Below are 15,358 nucleotides of genomic sequence, written 5' to 3'. Positions count from 1 at the left end.
TCGCAACCGCCGGTGCAGCCGTCGCTGTGGCAGGTGTACTCGCCTCGACGGCTTCCGCCGCGCCGATGCACCACTTCGGCTGGGGAAAGGACAAGCCCACGGTCGTGCTGGTGCACGGAGGCTTCGCCGACGCCACCAACAGTTGGAATGGGGTGGTGAAGCGGCTCCAGGACGAGGGCTACCCGGTCATGGCGCCGGCCAACCCCCTGCGCGGCCTTGCCACCGACGCGGCGTACCTCGCCAGCGTGCTGGACAGCATCGAGGGGCCGATCGTCCTGGTCGGCCACTCCTACGGCGGGGCCGTGATCACCAACGCGGCCGCCAACGACCCCGACGTCAAGGCCCTCGTCTACATCGCGGCCTTCGTGCCCGACAAGGGCGAGACGCTCGGAGAGTTGATCGGCAAGTACCCGGGTAGCGAGATCCAGCCCGCCCTGAACCACGTGCCCTTCCCCAACCCGGACGGCTCGACCGGCACGGACCTCTACATCCAGGCCGACAAGTTCCGCGACGTTTTCGCCGCCGACCTGCCGGAGTCGACCACCACGGTGATGTCCGCGACCCAGCGGCCGTTCAGCGCCCAGTCCTTCGCCGATCCGACGCAGGCGGCAGCGTGGCACACCATCCCGTCCTGGGGTCTGGTCGCCACCGCCGACAAGGCAATTCCGGCGGAGCTCGAGCGATTCGAGTACAAGCGGGCCGGCGCCCGCAAGGTGGTCGAGGTGAGCGGCGCATCGCACAGCGTCATGGCCAGCCAGCCCGGCGTGGTGACCAAGCTCATCGTCGAAGCGGCCAACGCCACCGACTGACCCGGCGGCATACGCCAGGTGCAGCTCAGGCGCTGCGACAGGTGCCGGCGGTCAGCCCAAGGACACCCTTGGGCTGACCGCCCCGCCGTCCGTTCACCGCCGCTGGTCGCTCACCCGCCGACCGCTCTCCTCAAAGGACGGGATGAGCCGGTCTGGTGCCGGCGGAAGGTCGTAACTCCCGGAATCGAGGTCGGTGAGGTCTCCGGCGGCGTTGATGAGGCCGATGTGTGAGAACGCCTGAGGGAAGTTGCCCAGGGCTTCCCCGCTGTACGGGTCGATCTGCTCGGCGAACAGGCCCAGGTCGTTGACCCGTTCGGCGAGCCGCTCAAAAAGCCGCCCGGCCCGGTCGCGCTCGCCGGTCAGCGCGAGGCAGCTGACCAGCCAGAACGAGCAGATCACGAAGCCGGCGGGGTCGCCCTCCCAGCGGCGTAGCAGCCCGTTGTGGGACAACCGATCCTCGATCAGCCGGATGGTGGAACGCATTCTCGGGTCATCGGCGGGAAGGAAGCCGACCAACGGCATCAGCAGCACCGACGCATCCAGCTCCTCGGTGTCGAACGCCGCGGTGAAGGCGGCGAGCCGGTCGCTCCAGCCCCGGGTCAGGACGGCTCGGCGTACCTCGTCCCGTGCCGCTGCCCACCTGGCGACGTCCGCCTCGGAGCCGAGGCGGGACCCGAAGCGTACGGCTCTGTCCAACGCCGTCCAGCACTGCACCTTCGAGGACACGTAGTGGCGTGCGGCGCCGCGTGCCTCCCACATCCCGGCGTCCGGCAGGTGCCAGTCCTGCTCGGCCCGCTCGATCATCGCGCGCAGCAGTTGGCGGACGTGCGGCGGCATCGGGTCGAGGTGCTCGCGCATCAGCCAGGCAGCGGCGAGCGCCTCACCGGGCACGTCGCTCTGACGCTGCTGCCAGGCGTCGTTGCCGACCATGACCGGGCGGCTGCCGGCGTAGCCGGCGAGGTGGTCGAGGTGGTGTTCGGTGAGGTCCCGTTCTCCCTCCACGCCGTACATGATCGGCACGATGCCCTCGTTGACGCCCATCGACCGCGCCAGCCACCCGATTTGCAGGTTGACCTCATCCGTGCACGCCACGCGCCAGAGCGCCTCCAGCGTGAAGCTGAAGTCGCGTACCCAGCCGTAGCGGTAGTCGTAGTTGCGCTCGCCGCCCAACTCCTCGGGCAGGGACATCGTCGGGGCGGCCACCATCGCGCCACTGGGCCGGTAGGTCATGCCCTGCACCACCAGCGCGCTGCGTAGTACCTGGTCCCGGTAGAGGCCACGGTAGTCGTGCAGACCCATGAAGGAGCGCCAGCCCGCGACGGCATTGTCGATCACCTGCTCGGCGTCGAGCATCGCCGGCGGGCCGGCACCGTAAGCCGGTGCGTACCCCACGGTGAAGCCACGCGTCTCGCCGGCCCGTACCGTGAACGACCCGGACGCCTCCCCGGCCTCGCACTCCAACGGGATGGTGGCGCGCAGATCCAGCCGGGCCGACGCGGCTATGGCGACCAGCGCGTCGTCCTGCCGCACCAGCTGGGCGGCCATCCGGCCGTACTCGAACCGTGGCCGATAGTGCAACCGGAGCCGAACCTCCCCGGAGAGCCCCCGCACCACCCGGGCCAGCACTCTCGGCGAGCGCAGGCCAACCTCGTGGCCCCGCGCGCCCGGTTCCAGGGCCAGCGCGTCGGTCACCGCCACGCTGCCGGTCGCGGTGGTGAAGACGGTACGGAGCACGAGCGTATCGGTCAGATAGGCACGCTCCGTGCTGAACCTACCGTCGGGACAGATCATCCAGTGCCCGGCGTCATCATCGAGCAGCCGGGCGAACACCGACGGAGCGTCGAACCGCGCCGGGCACCACCAGTTCACCGACCCATAGCGGTCCACCAGCACCGCACTGCGACCATCGGCCAGGAAGCCGTGGTCCGCGATCCGTCCGCACCCCATGGAACGGACTACCCGAGCGGAACGGAGTGACACCGCCATGCCGCGCCTCGAACCGCAGTCCAAGCGTGAGAGCACACCTGGCTTTGGCCGCCGGACCGGTCCTGCGGCCCATCGCCGGGTGGGGGCGTCGTGCTGGGCCGGTTCAACCGACGGGCGCCGGCACCCGGAACCCGGGGCCAGGACCGCAGGCCACCTGGCCATCGGGCCGATCGAGGTGACGAGCGTGACGGGGTCTGTCTCGACGCTGCCCCGGCGACCCCGAAGGCGGCGAAGGCGCCGTACGTGTCGCCGACGCGAGCCGCCGGGTCCACCACGGGTCCGCCGGGCACCACGCCGGCGAGGACGGCCACCTCGTCGTCGGCGGCCCCGAACGATCGTGGCGACGATCGTGGCGGAAATGGCCAGCGACCTGGAGGCGGTCAACGACCGCATCGCCGCAATCGAGCAGACCATCGCGGGCGTCGTCGCCGAGCACGAGCTGGGGGAGAACGTCACCAGCCTGCCCGGCATCGGCACCACCCTCGCCGCCGAGTTCCTCGCCCACGCCGGCACCCTCAGCATTTACCCCAGCGCTGCGGCACTCGCCGCGCACGCCGGGCTCGCACCCATCTCCCGGGACTCCGGCCGCCGGCAGGGCCACCAGGTACGACCCCACCGCTACCACCGCGGACTGCGCCGGGTGTTCAGCATGTCCAGCTCCGCCGCCCTGTCCCACTGCCCCAGATCACTTGCCTACTACGTAACAAATGGGATACGGGAAAGGGATCGAAGCTGCTGGTGTTGGTCTGATGCTGGAGCTGAGGGCAGCCGGTCCCCGCGCCCGGCTGGTTGACGCGGGGACCGGTGGTCGGTGGCCTGCGGCCGGGCTGCTCCACCTGCACGTGGCCGTGGCCAGCAGCCGGGCGGCGGCCTCGCCGACCACCTCAGCCTCCCCGCCGAGAGGTTGGCGCGCCGCAGCCGTCCATGTGGCTGTGGATAACTCTCGTGTCACCGTGGATAACGCCCTGATCATGTTCCGGTTGTGCTAGCGCCGGACTCGGCGCAAGGCTCCATGGAGTGGCGAATCTGCCGTCTTTGACTGGGTGGCAGTGTTGGCGGGGCATCAAATCCGGCTGTCGAGCGGTGGTACGTCGCCGAGGTCGAGGTCGAGGCGGGGGCGTCGGTAGCGGACGAGGTGGCGCCATCGGTGGTGCTCGTAGGCGGTGTCGACCTCGATCTCGGCGGCGACCGCGGGGAGGACCGGGGTGTAGGGGAGGGGTTGGGGCCGGTCGAGCTGCCCTGTCCAGGAGGCGGGCAGTGGTTGCGGCCACGGATGAGCGGTCCCGTCTGGTGTCGGGGTGTGAGGGGTGAGCAGGTCGATCAGTTCCGCGCGTTGGGCTGGCCGCAGGGGGTGAGTTCGGCCGGTGTAGCGGAGTCGTTCGTGCTCGTCGAGGCGGCCGAGCAGGAGGTTTCGGGATTTTGTCGTCGCGGTCAAACCCGCTTGACCAGGGCGGACGTCATTGGCGGCACCAGCAGGGTTGGTCCGAGTTCACCCTGGGCAGCGCCACGTCGGGCAGGTCATCGGCCTCGTCCGAGCCCGGGCGATCCTCCGCGCCATGCACGCGTGTCACGACCGGGTCCGAATTCGATGTCGTCGGTCGGCGGTTTGTCCTCCATGTCCGCCATCGCCAGTTCGATGCGTTCAGCGCGGATCCGTACATCGCGCCGTTCGCGTCGTTCCGCGACTTCGTCGCTCGGCTGACGTGGGCGCCCGTGTCCATTGCGGCTCATAGCGAGTGAGAGTCGCATCTCGGGGACAGTTCTTCAAGAGCCAACTGCTCGGCACGCCTCGCCACTCAGGGCGCCGGGCCTGGCGACCAGTCGACACCGCGGTACGTTCCATGTGTCAGCGCAGGGAAGGCGGGAACTACTAGAATCCGCGAGGATTGCGCCGTGACAAGGCGTATCCGCGATAGGAGCAGAGTTCCTGCCACGCCTCCTCATCTACCGCCGTGAAGTTTCTGCCTCTTGCTTGGCAGATTCTCCGCCAGCCACTGCTGCTCACCAGGCTTTCCGCATCGATAGAGCCGCTGTTGATCGCGTGCACGATCTCGCCGTCTGACGCCGACCCCAAATCCACTGATTTGTCCCTTCTATGCGCTTACCATTGGTGGGCCCGGTCTCCGTACGTGCTCAACGCGTGGTTCAAGAGGGCCGTGGCCAGCAGCTTCGGAGATTCTTCTATGGATCTCTTCAGCGGGCCATGGACGTCGTGGTCGGTCGTGCGTGACCGTCCGGCCGATGTGACGGGCAGCCGGACGATGGTCGCCCCGAGCCTGGCTACCTATCTAGGTGCCTTGTGTGAACCCGGAATTTGGCCACGTCGGAGGGTCGCCGCGACCCTCGTTGGACGCTGTACGGCCAATACAGCCGTGTTTTCGCCAACACGTAACGTGATTCGCCCGCTTTAACACCAGTCACCTAGAGTGGTGGCTCGACGGAATGATCGAGATCTGTCCCTGCATTCGGCTTGAACACACGCTTCTCGGCATGTCCGGGCACTCCGAGTGCTGCTGCTGGGTGGTCACGCTCCGCAGCGCGCGGATCGCGGCTACCTGTTAGCTGGTGGCACGACCGCAGCTCGGCCAGGCTTGGTCGAGGTGACCGGTGGGGTCGCTCTCATCGCGGCTGCCCACCGCAGGTTGGTGTGGCTCTCATCTGGCGTGCGCCCCCGCCGGTCACCGCGGCGGAGAGAGGCTCAAGAGGGGACTGCCCGGCCTGCTCAGGTCAAGCATCCGGCCACCATAAACCCCGGCTTCTGTCCGCGCTTCGCCCAGCGACAGCGCGACCAGCGGCATGTCCGGATGGTCGTCATGTCCCCTCACCGTCGCAGCCGGAGGCTGATCATTTGTAGTACCAAGATGCAGACGCTGTCGTCGCGTCAGGACCGGTTGGTGGACGTCCACCCCTGCTCGTGCAGCCTTTCGAACCCGTCGAGCAGCAGGTCGACCGCGAACTCGAACTCGAACTGGTCGTCACAGCTGTGGCCCACGACCGACGCTTCGTCGTGGGCGGCGGCCATGGCTATTTCCGCGATGTGGGGATACCTGCCTGCCATCTCGTGGAACATGGCTTCCTGCTTTTCCGGGTCGGCGGGTAGCGGTGAGGCGGGAAAGAGTTCCTGGGTGAATCCCCACACGCGGCTTCCTAGAACGTGCATCACATGGTGGGTGAGGTCGACGGAGAAGCCGCCGGCCCGGAACATCCCGACGATCGAGTTCAGGTAGTCCAGCACGACCGGGGTGGGCTGGGGACGCGACTCGATGACGCGCGACGCCCAGGGGTGTTGCAACAGAACTTTTCGGGCCGAAAGGATGCGCTGGCGGATCCCGACCTTCCAGTCGGTGCCGGAGACCGGTGGATCGATCTCGCCGACGACGACGTCGACCATCCCGTCGAGGAGCTGTTCCTTGTTGGCCACGTGCTTGTAGAGCGCCATCGGCACCACGCCCAACTCCTGGGCGAGGTTGCGCATACTCAGCGTTTCAATCCCGGCGTTGTCGGCGAGCGCGACGGCGGCGCGCAGCACGCGGTCCCGGTTGAGGGGGGCCCGGCGCGCCCCGTCCACCTGCTGGACCATCTCGACCGCCTTCCTTTTGGGCAGGTGTGGATCGACACCCCGCTCTTGACGGTGTACGGCGTACACTCTACTCTAACCGGTAGGTGTACGCCGTACACCTGCGTGTTTTGTCGAAGGGGCCGGCCTATCCATGGCCGGAATGAAGAAGGGACTCGTGGTGACCTCCTCTGCCCGAGAGTGGCTGGTGCCCGTAGGGCTGATCATGCTCAGCGCCGTTCCGGTGGTCGCCGGCGCCGCCCGGTTTGCGGAGCTCACCGGTGGTGCGACGATCACGCCGGACAACGCTCGGTTTTTCGCCTCGCCGGTACCCGTGCTGGTGCACATCGTCGGCGCCAGCCTGTACTGCATGCTGGGCGCGTTCCAGTTCGCCGGCGGCTTCCGCCGCCGCCGACCCGGCTGGCACCGCATGGCCGGGCGGGTGCTGATCCCCCTCGGGCTCGCCGCGGCACTGTCGGGCCTGTGGATGACGCTGTTCTATCCCCGCCCTCCCAGCGACGTCGAGCTCGTGACCGGCTTCCGGCTCCTATTCGGCTCGGCCATGGTCGGCTGTATCGTCCTCGGCTTCGCCGCCATCCGGCATCGGGACATCGCTGGTCACCGCGCCTGGATGGCCCGCGGCTACGCGATCGGCCTCGGGGCGGGTACTCAGGTCCTGACCCACCTGCCCTGGATTCTGCTGTTCGGTCAACCGGGTGGGCTCAGCCGGGCGCTGCTGATGCTCGCAGGCTGGGTGATCAACCTTGCCGTGATCGAATGGGCGCTCCGTAGGCGCCCGACCAAGCCAACCCGGACCGCGAAGGCATTACCGACTCGCGTGAGCGTTCTTGCCAACGAGTGAAGAAGAGACGCCTGGCTCTGAGCAACGCTCGGCCTTCAGCCAGCCAACTCATCGGCCCTCAGCCGACTACCGCCGACAATCATGAATGCGACAACGCCCGCTCATCGGCTACTTGTTTCATTGACCTACGACCGTGGCCTGGCCAGGCTTCGGTGGAGGTGCCCGGGCTGTCGCTCTCATTTCGGCTGCCCGCGCTGGTGTGGCTCTCATTTGGCCTGCGCAGTCCCGGGCGCCGCCAGGGCGGGGAGAGGCTCAAGAGGGGTTTGCTCTGCTCGAAGTAGCGTTGCCCTCCCGGCTCGACGAACCAGGTGGTATCGAGCATCGGAGGACCTGTTGAGTGCAACATCGGATCGCGTGGTCATCGGTATGGATCCGCACAAGCGCTCCGCCACGATCGAGGTCATGGCCGGCGACGAGACCGTCGTCGGCGCCGGCCGCTTCGACACCGGCCGGGGTGGCTATGCGGCGATGAGGAAGTACGCCATGCAGTGGCCGAACCGGGTTTGGGCGATCGAGGGCTGCCAGGGTATCGGCCGGCATATCGCCAACCGATTGCTGGCCGATGGCGAGCAGGTCGTCGACGTGCCACCGAAGTTGTCGGCCAGGGCGCGGGTGTTCGCCACCGGGCAGGGCCGCAAGACCGACGCCACCGACGCCCACTCCGTCGCGCTGGTCGGCACCCGGATGGCGGGACTGCGCCCGGTCGTCAACGACGAGCAGTTGGCTCTGCTACGGATTCTGGTCGACCGGCGCCGCTCCCTCGGCGAGGACCACACCCGGATGGTCTCTCAGCTGCACCAGCTGCTGCTGGAACTGATCCCCGGCGGAGCGAAGAACAACCGGGCCCACTTCGCCTCCTGGAACGGCACCGCCCCCATCGACGCCTCCTCCGGCGAGCAGGTACGCCACCGGCTTTCCCGCGCCGGCAACCGACAGATCAACCGGGTGCTGCACATCATGGCCACCGTCCAGCTGCGCAACCCCACCGAAGGACGCGCCTACTTCGACCGGAAGAAAGCCTCCGGCAAGACGTCAATGGAAGCCATGCGCGCGCTGAAGCGTCGCCTGTCCGACATCGTCTACCGGCGAATGATCAACGACGCCGCGGCAGCCGTGGCGGCGGGCCCGGGAGGACACCGGGGAACGACTACTGACTCCAGCGTGACCAACTCACATCCCCAAGCCGGCTCTTCGGAGAAGTCACTTCCCGGACCCGCCGCGACCCAGCTTAGAACCCCGCTCGCGACGGTGTCTTGACACAGAGGGGAGCCATGTCCGTGCGCTGACGGCGCCGACTTGCCGCAACTGCATAGCGCGCGGATCGCGGCATGAGCGTGTGGCGCGGGGGATCGAGCCGTGCCCGCCGCTCGGCGTTGGGATGCCGGCACGCTGTGGCCCTCAGCGTCCGGCGGTCAGTCCTCCGGGCCGCTGGGGCCAAACGCCTCCTCGATCATCTCCGCGTACTCGGTGTCGGTTGCGCCGCGCCACTCGCCGGTCGTCGGGTCCTGGACCAGCCACGGCTGGTACAGCGTGCCCTCGACCCACTTAGAGAACCAGTCAACGATCGTCATGTGCTGCGGGAACGTGCATGACACGCCGTCCGGGGCCGGGTTCGGGTCGTAGCCCCAGATCTGGCCGTCGGCGAGGTTGAGTTCACTGCTGATGCCGCAACCCCAGTCGCACAGAGTGAGGACACCGCCCTTGAGCCCGGTCAGCGCGTCCAAGCCGCCAGTTCGATGCCCGTCCCTAAGGCCGAGGAGACCGTAACCGGGGCCGAAGCCGCCGTTGCCGACCTCCAGGTAAAGCTGGCGCAGCAGCGATGGCAGCGACCGGCCGGCCAGTTCCTCGGCCTCCGCGACTGCGGCAGGCGGCGCGGGTCGGAGCGGCGCCAACCGGCTGGCTGGCACCTCGTCGATGTACCCGCCGACGGCGATCCGTCGGACCACCGCATCGAACACCTGGTCCTCTCTTGTCGACATGGCCCCGCAGCGTAGCCGCACGGTGTGCGATTCATCAGTCGGCCCGTCGGCTGGGCTCGCGCACTGCACTGAAATCGGCAGTTCCGGGCAGCGAGCAGCCAGCCCGATGTCACGTCGCGCGACGCACGGATCGCGGCATGAGCGGATGCTCAGGGTCAGGAATGCCTGAGCAGCTGCTCGCGACCGGTGCCTGGGTCGACAAGCATGAGTTGTGTCGGTCGGCCGTGGGAGACTCTCGCGCCATGAACGTTGACGAGTTTTGGGCGGTCGTGAAGTCGGCCGGGGCGGGACTCGATGGGCGGACCGGCGACGACGGTGAGGCCGTTGCCGCGGCACTGGTGACGCGCTTGGCCGCAACATCACCGGAGGGCATCCTCGAGTTCCAAGAGCTGTTCGATCAGCTCCATGGCGCCCTCTATCGCTGGGACGTGTGGGCGGCTGCGTACCTGATCGGCGGGGGATGCTCGGACGACAGCTTTATGGACTTCCGGGCGGGAGTCATCGCGCTCGGGCGTGAGTGGTACGAACGTGTGCTGGCCTCCCCTGACGGATTGGCTGACCATCCCGTGGTACGACAAGCGGCGGCCGAGGAAGACGACGGCGCGCTGTTCGCCGAGTCGGTGAACTACGTCGCCAGCGAGGCCTACGAGCAGGTCACGGGTGACGACCATGCCTTCTACGAAGCGATGAAGGCCCGCCAGCAAGTTGCGGTCGGCATCGACGAGGCCAGCGAGTCCGACATGGGTGAGGACTTCGACTTCGATGACGATGACGAGATGCGGCGTCGGCTGCCCCGGCTGGCCGAACTGTTCCTCGACCCCGCGGAGGATTGATTTCGGCGGCTGAGCCCGACGCTTGGGGACGGCGTGGCGAAGGCAGGACATAATCCTTTCGTGGTGAGTCGTTACTTTCGTCGCCGGTGGCATGAATCGCGGGGCGACGAGTTCGACATCTGGGGCTACGCGACGTACTACTTTGACGCCGCGGAGGATGGCTGGCCAGTGCGCCAGGTTGAGGTGTACGACTCGGGGCCTGTCCTGCGTTACGGGCCGGCTCACCGTGAGGACCGGTTCGGTGGCCTCGGGCAGGGGCAACTCGACGAGTTCGAAGAGTGGGCCGAGTGGGAAATTACGGCTGCGGAGTTCGAGCGGCAGTGGAACGAGTAGAGCACCTACTGTATGCGGGACAGCCCGTCTCGGCGCTCGCATCGCGGCAGATCCGGTCATTCATTTCGCGAGGCGGCCGCGTCGAGCACCCGCTGGATCAACTGGGTGGTTGAGATTCCTCCCGTGCGCCGAACGTAAGTGAGTTTCCCGGCTGCGGCAGCAGGCCCGTATACGAACTCGGCCCCCTCGGGCGACAAGTCGTCGCCGTGCACCACGGTGGTGATCCCGTGCTCGGCAAGAAACTCTTCGGTCAGTTGGAGCGGGGCGTCCTCAATCACCTCGTCGACGTACCTGCACGACTCGATCACGGCGACACGCTCGGCGAGGGTCATGATGGGACGACGCTTGTAGGAGGCTGCGGTGTCGTCGGACAGCACGCCGACGACCAGCCAGTCACCATGGCGGCGCGCCTGCCGGAGGAGCGACACGTGGCCCGCGTGGAACAGGTCTCCAACCATGTCGACGTAAACCCGCGATATGGCAGCCGCACCCACGTCTGGGTCCTCCACAACAACTCACCTGCTCCTTCGCCCACACCAGTCGCGGTCGCTCACCGTTCTACCGGACGAGACCGCCGAGGCGCGGACATCGGCAAGACCGAGTGCGTCTTGATCGACCGGCGGTGACTCTGCGTGACGCGCTGTCGGCGACATGTGCGGGCGCTGTCGGCCAGGCGCTGGCTGCTGACAGGGCGGCTGCACCGGTCATCCGGCCCGCGGTGGAGAATGACGTCCCGTGAGCGACTTCTACGTTTCGCTGATTCCGACCGACGTCAACTGGCAGCCGACCAGCGAAGCAGCCGCCGAGGCCGAAGCCTATGTCCGGCGAGTGTTTCCCGACCCGGACGGCGTCCAGCAGGACGTCACGGTCGAGTTCTACGACCGGATCACCGCGGTCGACGCGGGCGAGAACATCCAGCAGATCGCATGCCCGCGCTGCGATCGGGACATCCCGCTGGACTGGTACGAGGACCTTATCGAGCAGACCGAGGGCGAGTTCGACAGCCCGGATGTGACGGTTCCGTGCTGCGACACGGCAGTCGCGCTGGACACCCTGAAGTTCGACTGGCCCAGCGGCTTTGCTCGGTTCGAGATCGCAGTCGCCAACCCGGTTCGCGCAGAGTTCGCCGCCGATGAAGTCAGCGCGGTCGCAGCTATCCTGGGCCATCCGCTCCGGCAGGTCCTCGCGCACATCTAGCTGACGAGCCGCTTGCACTGCATGCCGCCTTGCACGGGCGGTCCGACTGGCATCGCCAGGATCGAACTGCTCCGTGCAAGCTGCGTTAATCAACTTGGTCGGGCTCGCAGTCGTCAGGACCGACGATCGCAGCCGGGAAGACTCCACCACTCGAGCTGAACGCCAACGCACTCAATTCGGCAGTTCCGGGCAGCGAGCAGCCAGCACCGATGTCACGTCGCGCGACGCACGGATCGCGGCATGAGCGTGCAGGTATCAGCGTCACCTCGTAGCGCTGATTGCCGCACTCGTCAGACCTCGGTGGCGGCGGGTGGAATGCTCCACCGCAGTACGGCCTTGCCGGCGACGTGCTCCAGAGTCAGCGGGTACACCTGCCCAAACGACCTGCCTGCTTTGAATCGCTGAAGTTCGCTCGGTGCCCAGCCGACACAAAGGATCGGGCAGCCGGCTACCTCGATCACTCCGGCGCCGAGGGGATCCTGCCAGCCGGCTCGCCATCCGAGATGGTGATGGCTGTGTAGGTCGACGGACGCCATGTGCTCGAAGTGCCCCCGCGCGGCCGCCCACCGGTTGATCGTCGCCGCTCGCTCGTGCGCGACTTCGACGGGTAGATCCAACCAGCCGTGCAGGCGGTTGGTGTGGAAGGCCGGAATCGGTTGCGCGCCGAAGTGCGCCCAGGCCTCCTCATCGCCTTTGCCCCAGATTCGCAGGTCGGCTAACCCGTCAACACTGCGCGCCGTCGGCAGGAAGCCGACCCATGAGTCGAGCGCAACCGCGTCGCCGATGACCATCCCGGACGGGTCCACGGGCAGATCACCCAGGACCACCGGTTCCTCTCCAGCTGACACCGCCGACCACGGCAGGTTTAGGTCGATTTCAATCGTGGCTATGGTGTCGATTGCCTCGTATGTACCGGGCCGGGTCCGCGCCGTCACCGTCAACGCTCCGGGTCCGGCGGGCACTGCGACCGCCTCGGCGAGCCAGTCCTGCAGGTGGGCGCCGCCCGCATCCGCCGCCCGCATCGCACGAGCCGACAACGGCTTCCCAAGGTCGGCCCACTGATCGAGAAACCCGCCGCAGGCCAGCACAACGGTCCGCGACGGCACCACCACCCGACGCAGTGCCACAGTCATCGACACGGAATCGTCACTGCTGTTCATCGCTCCCGATCATCACACCCCATGGGCCTTTGGGGCATCCGCTCATCGGCAGTTCCGGATGGCGAGCGGCAGCTCCAGCCGTCACGCTGCGTGCCGCGCGGATCGCGGCAAGAGAGTGCGCCGCGGGCGAAACGCCGCTGAAGATTCCCGTCGCCCTCTCTTCAGCCAGGTAGCGGAAAGAAATCACTGAGCGCGTCCCGAATGCTTTCCCCAGATCCGTGTGAGCGTCGCCGGCTTCCAAAGCTGCGACGATAAGCTTTCTGATCAGCATGGCGTCCGCGTCAGGGCCAGGTCTGACGGGCGGAACGCGGGTCGAAGGGATCGGCTGCGTCGCGGCGAGAGATTTCTCCGGGGCCGTGTCGATCCGCGGGCCGCTCGATCGACGTGTGGGTGCGAGGGCCGAGAGGCGGCCCCGCCGGACGAGGAGAACGCGATGCCAAAGTACATGCTGATCATGCGGGGCACCGATGAGTCGAACGCGGCCCTGATGGCCGGGTTCGAGGAGTTGGCGGCCTCGACTTACCAGTACATCGAGGACCTGGTCAAGGCCGGCGTGTTCGTCGCGGCCGAAGGGCTGGACGATGCGGGCCAGGGCGTCGTGGTCGACTTCAGCGGCGAGACCCCGGTGGTCACGGACGGGCCGTACGGAGAGACAAAGGAACTGTTCGGGGGCTACTTCCTGCTCGATGTCGCCTCGAAGCAGGAGGCGGTCGAGTGGGCCAAGCGGGTCCCGTCGGTCACCGGGTCGAAGATCGAGGTCCGGCGGGTGGCCGGCGACGACGAGATGCCGCAGGACACCGCGGGGTCCGTCGAGGAACGGGCCGGGAGCGAGAGCACCGGCCGGATCTGATGGGTACGGCCGACGTCGAGGCCGTCTGGCGGATCGAGTCGGCGCGGATCGTCGCCGCGCTGACCCGGTTCACCGGCGATTTCGGGCTGGCCGAGGACGCCGCCCAGGAGGCCGTGGCTGAGGCGCTGGTGTCGTGGCCGCTCGCCGCTCCTGCCAATCCGGCCGGCTGGCTGATGGCCACGGCCCGGCGGCGGGCGATCGACGCGATCCGCCGCCGGACCGCCCTGCAGGACCGATACGCCCTGCTGGCGACCGACCCGGTGGTCGACGAGGAAGTCGACCCCGACAGGATCGACGACGACATCCTGGCGCTGATGTTCGTCAGCTGCCACCCGGTGCTCTCCCCCGAGGCCCGGGTGGCGCTGACCCTGCGCGTGGTCGGCGGCCTGTCCACCGAACAGATCGCCCGCGCGTTCCTCGTACCCGTGCCGACCGTGCAGGCCCGCATCACCCGGGCGAAGAAGACGATCGCGGCGGCCGGGGTGCCGTTCGAGCTGCCGCCGGCCGGCGAGCGCCGGGAACGGCTGGGCGGCGTGCTCAGCGTTCTCTACGTGATCTTCACCGAGGGGTCGACGGCCACGTCGGGCCACCGGCTGCTAAGCCCCGGCGTCGCGTACGAGGCGATCCGGCTGGCCCGCACGCTGGCCGCGCTGCAGCCGGACGAGCCGGAGGTGCACGGCCTGCTCGCGCTGTGCGAGCTGACGGCCGCGCGCTTCCCGGCCCGGACCGGCCCGGATGGTTCGCCGATCCTGCTGGCGGACCAGGACCGGCGGCGGTGGGACTTCTCGGCGGTCCGCCGTGGGCTGGCCGCGCTGGCCAAGGCATCGGCTCGCGGGCTCGGCCCCTACGGCCTGCAGGCTGCGATCGCCGCCGCCCACGCGTCGGCGCCGTCGGTGGAGGCGACCGACTGGGACCGGATCGTGGTGCTCTACGAGGCGCTCGGCCGGGTCGCGCCCTCGCCGGTGGTCGAGCTCAACCGGGCCGTCGCCGTGGCCATGGCCTCGGGTCCGGCGCAAGCCCTGGCCATGGTGGACGAGCTGATCGCCTTGGACCGGCTCCCCGGTTCGCATCTGGTTCCGACCGTACGCGGTGAGCTGCTGGCCCGCCTCGGCCGGCGACCGGAGGCGCGCGCCGAGCTGGAGCTGGCGGCCCGGCTGTGCGCCAACCAGCGCGAACGCTCAGTGCTGCTGCGCAAGGCGGCCGCACTGGGCTGACTTCTCCAGCGCGGCCGGCCGGGATTCGAGCGCGGCCCGGATGCCGTCGATCGCGTCGGCCCCGACGGCCAGGCGCAGCGGCGGCTCCGCCATGCCGGCGACCGCGACGATCGCGTCGGCACAGGCAACACCCTTGCCGCCGCCTCAGGGGCCAGCACGCGAGAGCTGATGCACCGAATGGGCCACGGGAGTATGCGGGTGGCGTTTACCAGCACGCCACCCGCGAGCGGGATCGGGAGATCGCGGCGGCGATGGATCGCCGGATCGACAATCAACCTGGCCGACTGCGGGGCACGAAGCCCTCACGCCCTTCTCGGTGCGGGCCTACCGATCGGCCGAACGTCTTCGTGTCGCGTACCCGGCCTTGACCACTCGGCCGTACCGATCCAGCAGGAACCAAGGGTTGTTGTCCCGCACCCCGGAATTTGTCCAGACGCGGAATCCGGAGAGGGTGCGACTTACCCGTACCGGCTCTTGCCACGGCCAGCCCCTGCGGCTGCATTCCTGCTCCGCCGTCTGAAGTGACCCCCTGAGACCGGACACTTCCTGACTTGGCATCCTGCTGAGGGAGGAGGAAAC

General features: G+C 68.2%; 15 protein-coding genes. 9 read left to right on the top strand and 6 right to left on the bottom strand.

Annotated elements, in window-relative coordinates:
- Window positions 1–26: 26 nt before the first annotated feature.
- The gene (locus tag FHX75_RS06300; protein ID WP_246157722.1) at window positions 27–809 is read left to right on the top strand and encodes an alpha/beta fold hydrolase; all 783 of its coding nucleotides are present in this window, start codon (window positions 27–29) and stop codon (window positions 807–809) included.
- Window positions 810–902: 93 nt separating this feature from the next.
- Here FHX75_RS06300 and FHX75_RS06295 read toward each other — a convergent pair whose 3' ends face one another.
- Window positions 903–2,756, bottom strand: coding sequence for a glycoside hydrolase family 15 protein (locus FHX75_RS06295; protein WP_154937081.1), 1,854 nt, complete (start codon window positions 2,754–2,756; stop codon window positions 903–905).
- A gap of 397 nt (window positions 2,757–3,153) precedes the next feature.
- Between FHX75_RS06295 and FHX75_RS06290 the strand changes: the two genes are divergently transcribed.
- Complete coding sequence (locus tag FHX75_RS06290) at window positions 3,154–3,588, top strand: transposase (protein WP_246157720.1); 435 nt, start codon at window positions 3,154–3,156, stop codon at window positions 3,586–3,588.
- 2,088 nt (window positions 3,589–5,676) lie between these two features.
- Here the strand turns inward: FHX75_RS06290 and FHX75_RS06285 are convergent.
- Complete coding sequence (locus FHX75_RS06285) at window positions 5,677–6,375, bottom strand: TetR/AcrR family transcriptional regulator (RefSeq protein WP_154937080.1); 699 nt, start codon at window positions 6,373–6,375, stop codon at window positions 5,677–5,679.
- A gap of 184 nt (window positions 6,376–6,559) precedes the next feature.
- Here FHX75_RS06285 and FHX75_RS06280 point away from each other — a divergent pair, with 184 nt between their 5' ends.
- Window positions 6,560–7,213, top strand: a complete 654-nt coding sequence (locus FHX75_RS06280) for a DUF2306 domain-containing protein (protein ID WP_211364418.1) — start codon at window positions 6,560–6,562, stop codon at window positions 7,211–7,213.
- A gap of 366 nt (window positions 7,214–7,579) precedes the next feature.
- Window positions 7,580–8,470, top strand: a complete 891-nt coding sequence (locus FHX75_RS06275; protein WP_154938867.1) for an IS110 family transposase — start codon at window positions 7,580–7,582, stop codon at window positions 8,468–8,470.
- A gap of 155 nt (window positions 8,471–8,625) precedes the next feature.
- On the opposite strand, the gene FHX75_RS06270 is transcribed toward FHX75_RS06275, so the two are convergent.
- The gene (locus FHX75_RS06270; RefSeq protein WP_154937078.1) at window positions 8,626–9,171 is read right to left on the bottom strand and encodes a hypothetical protein; all 546 of its coding nucleotides are present in this window, start codon (window positions 9,169–9,171) and stop codon (window positions 8,626–8,628) included.
- Between the two features lie 263 nt (window positions 9,172–9,434).
- On the opposite strand from FHX75_RS06270, the gene FHX75_RS06265 reads away from it, so the two are divergent.
- Window positions 9,435–10,025, top strand: a complete 591-nt coding sequence (locus FHX75_RS06265) for a DUF4240 domain-containing protein (protein WP_154938865.1) — start codon at window positions 9,435–9,437, stop codon at window positions 10,023–10,025.
- A 60-nt stretch (window positions 10,026–10,085) separates the two neighbouring features.
- A complete protein-coding gene (locus FHX75_RS06260; protein ID WP_154937077.1) occupies window positions 10,086–10,358 on the top strand; it encodes a hypothetical protein in 273 nt (90 codons plus the stop codon).
- Window positions 10,359–10,414: 56 nt separating this feature from the next.
- Here FHX75_RS06260 and FHX75_RS06255 read toward each other — a convergent pair whose 3' ends face one another.
- Window positions 10,415–10,867: an adenylyltransferase/cytidyltransferase family protein gene (locus tag FHX75_RS06255; RefSeq protein ID WP_154937044.1), complete on the bottom strand. Its 453-nt coding sequence runs from the start codon at window positions 10,865–10,867 to the stop codon at window positions 10,415–10,417.
- A gap of 226 nt (window positions 10,868–11,093) precedes the next feature.
- Between FHX75_RS06255 and FHX75_RS06250 the strand changes: the two genes are divergently transcribed.
- Window positions 11,094–11,555, top strand: a complete 462-nt coding sequence (locus FHX75_RS06250; protein ID WP_154937076.1) for a hypothetical protein — start codon at window positions 11,094–11,096, stop codon at window positions 11,553–11,555.
- Between the two features lie 290 nt (window positions 11,556–11,845).
- On the opposite strand, the gene FHX75_RS31115 is transcribed toward FHX75_RS06250, so the two are convergent.
- Both FHX75_RS31115 and FHX75_RS06240 read right to left on the bottom strand, forming a co-directional pair.
- Window positions 11,846–12,715 carry a hypothetical protein gene (locus tag FHX75_RS31115; RefSeq protein ID WP_211364346.1) on the bottom strand — a complete coding sequence of 290 codons (870 nt, stop codon included), beginning with the start codon at window positions 12,713–12,715 and terminating at the stop codon, window positions 11,846–11,848.
- Window positions 12,702–12,986: a hypothetical protein gene (locus FHX75_RS06240; RefSeq protein ID WP_154937075.1), complete on the bottom strand. Its 285-nt coding sequence runs from the start codon at window positions 12,984–12,986 to the stop codon at window positions 12,702–12,704. The genes FHX75_RS31115 and FHX75_RS06240 overlap by 14 nt, the downstream gene beginning before the upstream one ends.
- 162 nt (window positions 12,987–13,148) lie before the next feature.
- Here FHX75_RS06240 and FHX75_RS06235 point away from each other — a divergent pair, with 162 nt between their 5' ends.
- Window positions 13,149–13,565 carry a YciI family protein gene (locus FHX75_RS06235; RefSeq protein WP_154937074.1) on the top strand — a complete coding sequence of 139 codons (417 nt, stop codon included), beginning with the start codon at window positions 13,149–13,151 and terminating at the stop codon, window positions 13,563–13,565.
- Window positions 13,565–14,779 (top strand): RNA polymerase sigma factor, encoded by a 1,215-nt coding sequence (locus FHX75_RS06230; protein WP_154937073.1) that lies wholly within the window; start codon window positions 13,565–13,567, stop codon window positions 14,777–14,779. Before FHX75_RS06235 ends, FHX75_RS06230 begins: the two co-directional genes overlap by 1 nt.
- The last annotated feature ends 579 nt before the right edge of the window (window positions 14,780–15,358 follow it).

Source organism: Micromonospora palomenae (genome assembly GCF_007829925.1).
Taxonomy (GTDB): domain Bacteria; phylum Actinomycetota; class Actinomycetes; order Mycobacteriales; family Micromonosporaceae; genus Micromonospora; species Micromonospora purpureochromogenes.
Note: the sequence above shows the minus strand (reverse complement) of the source record. Positions and strands in the feature narration are given on the sequence as shown.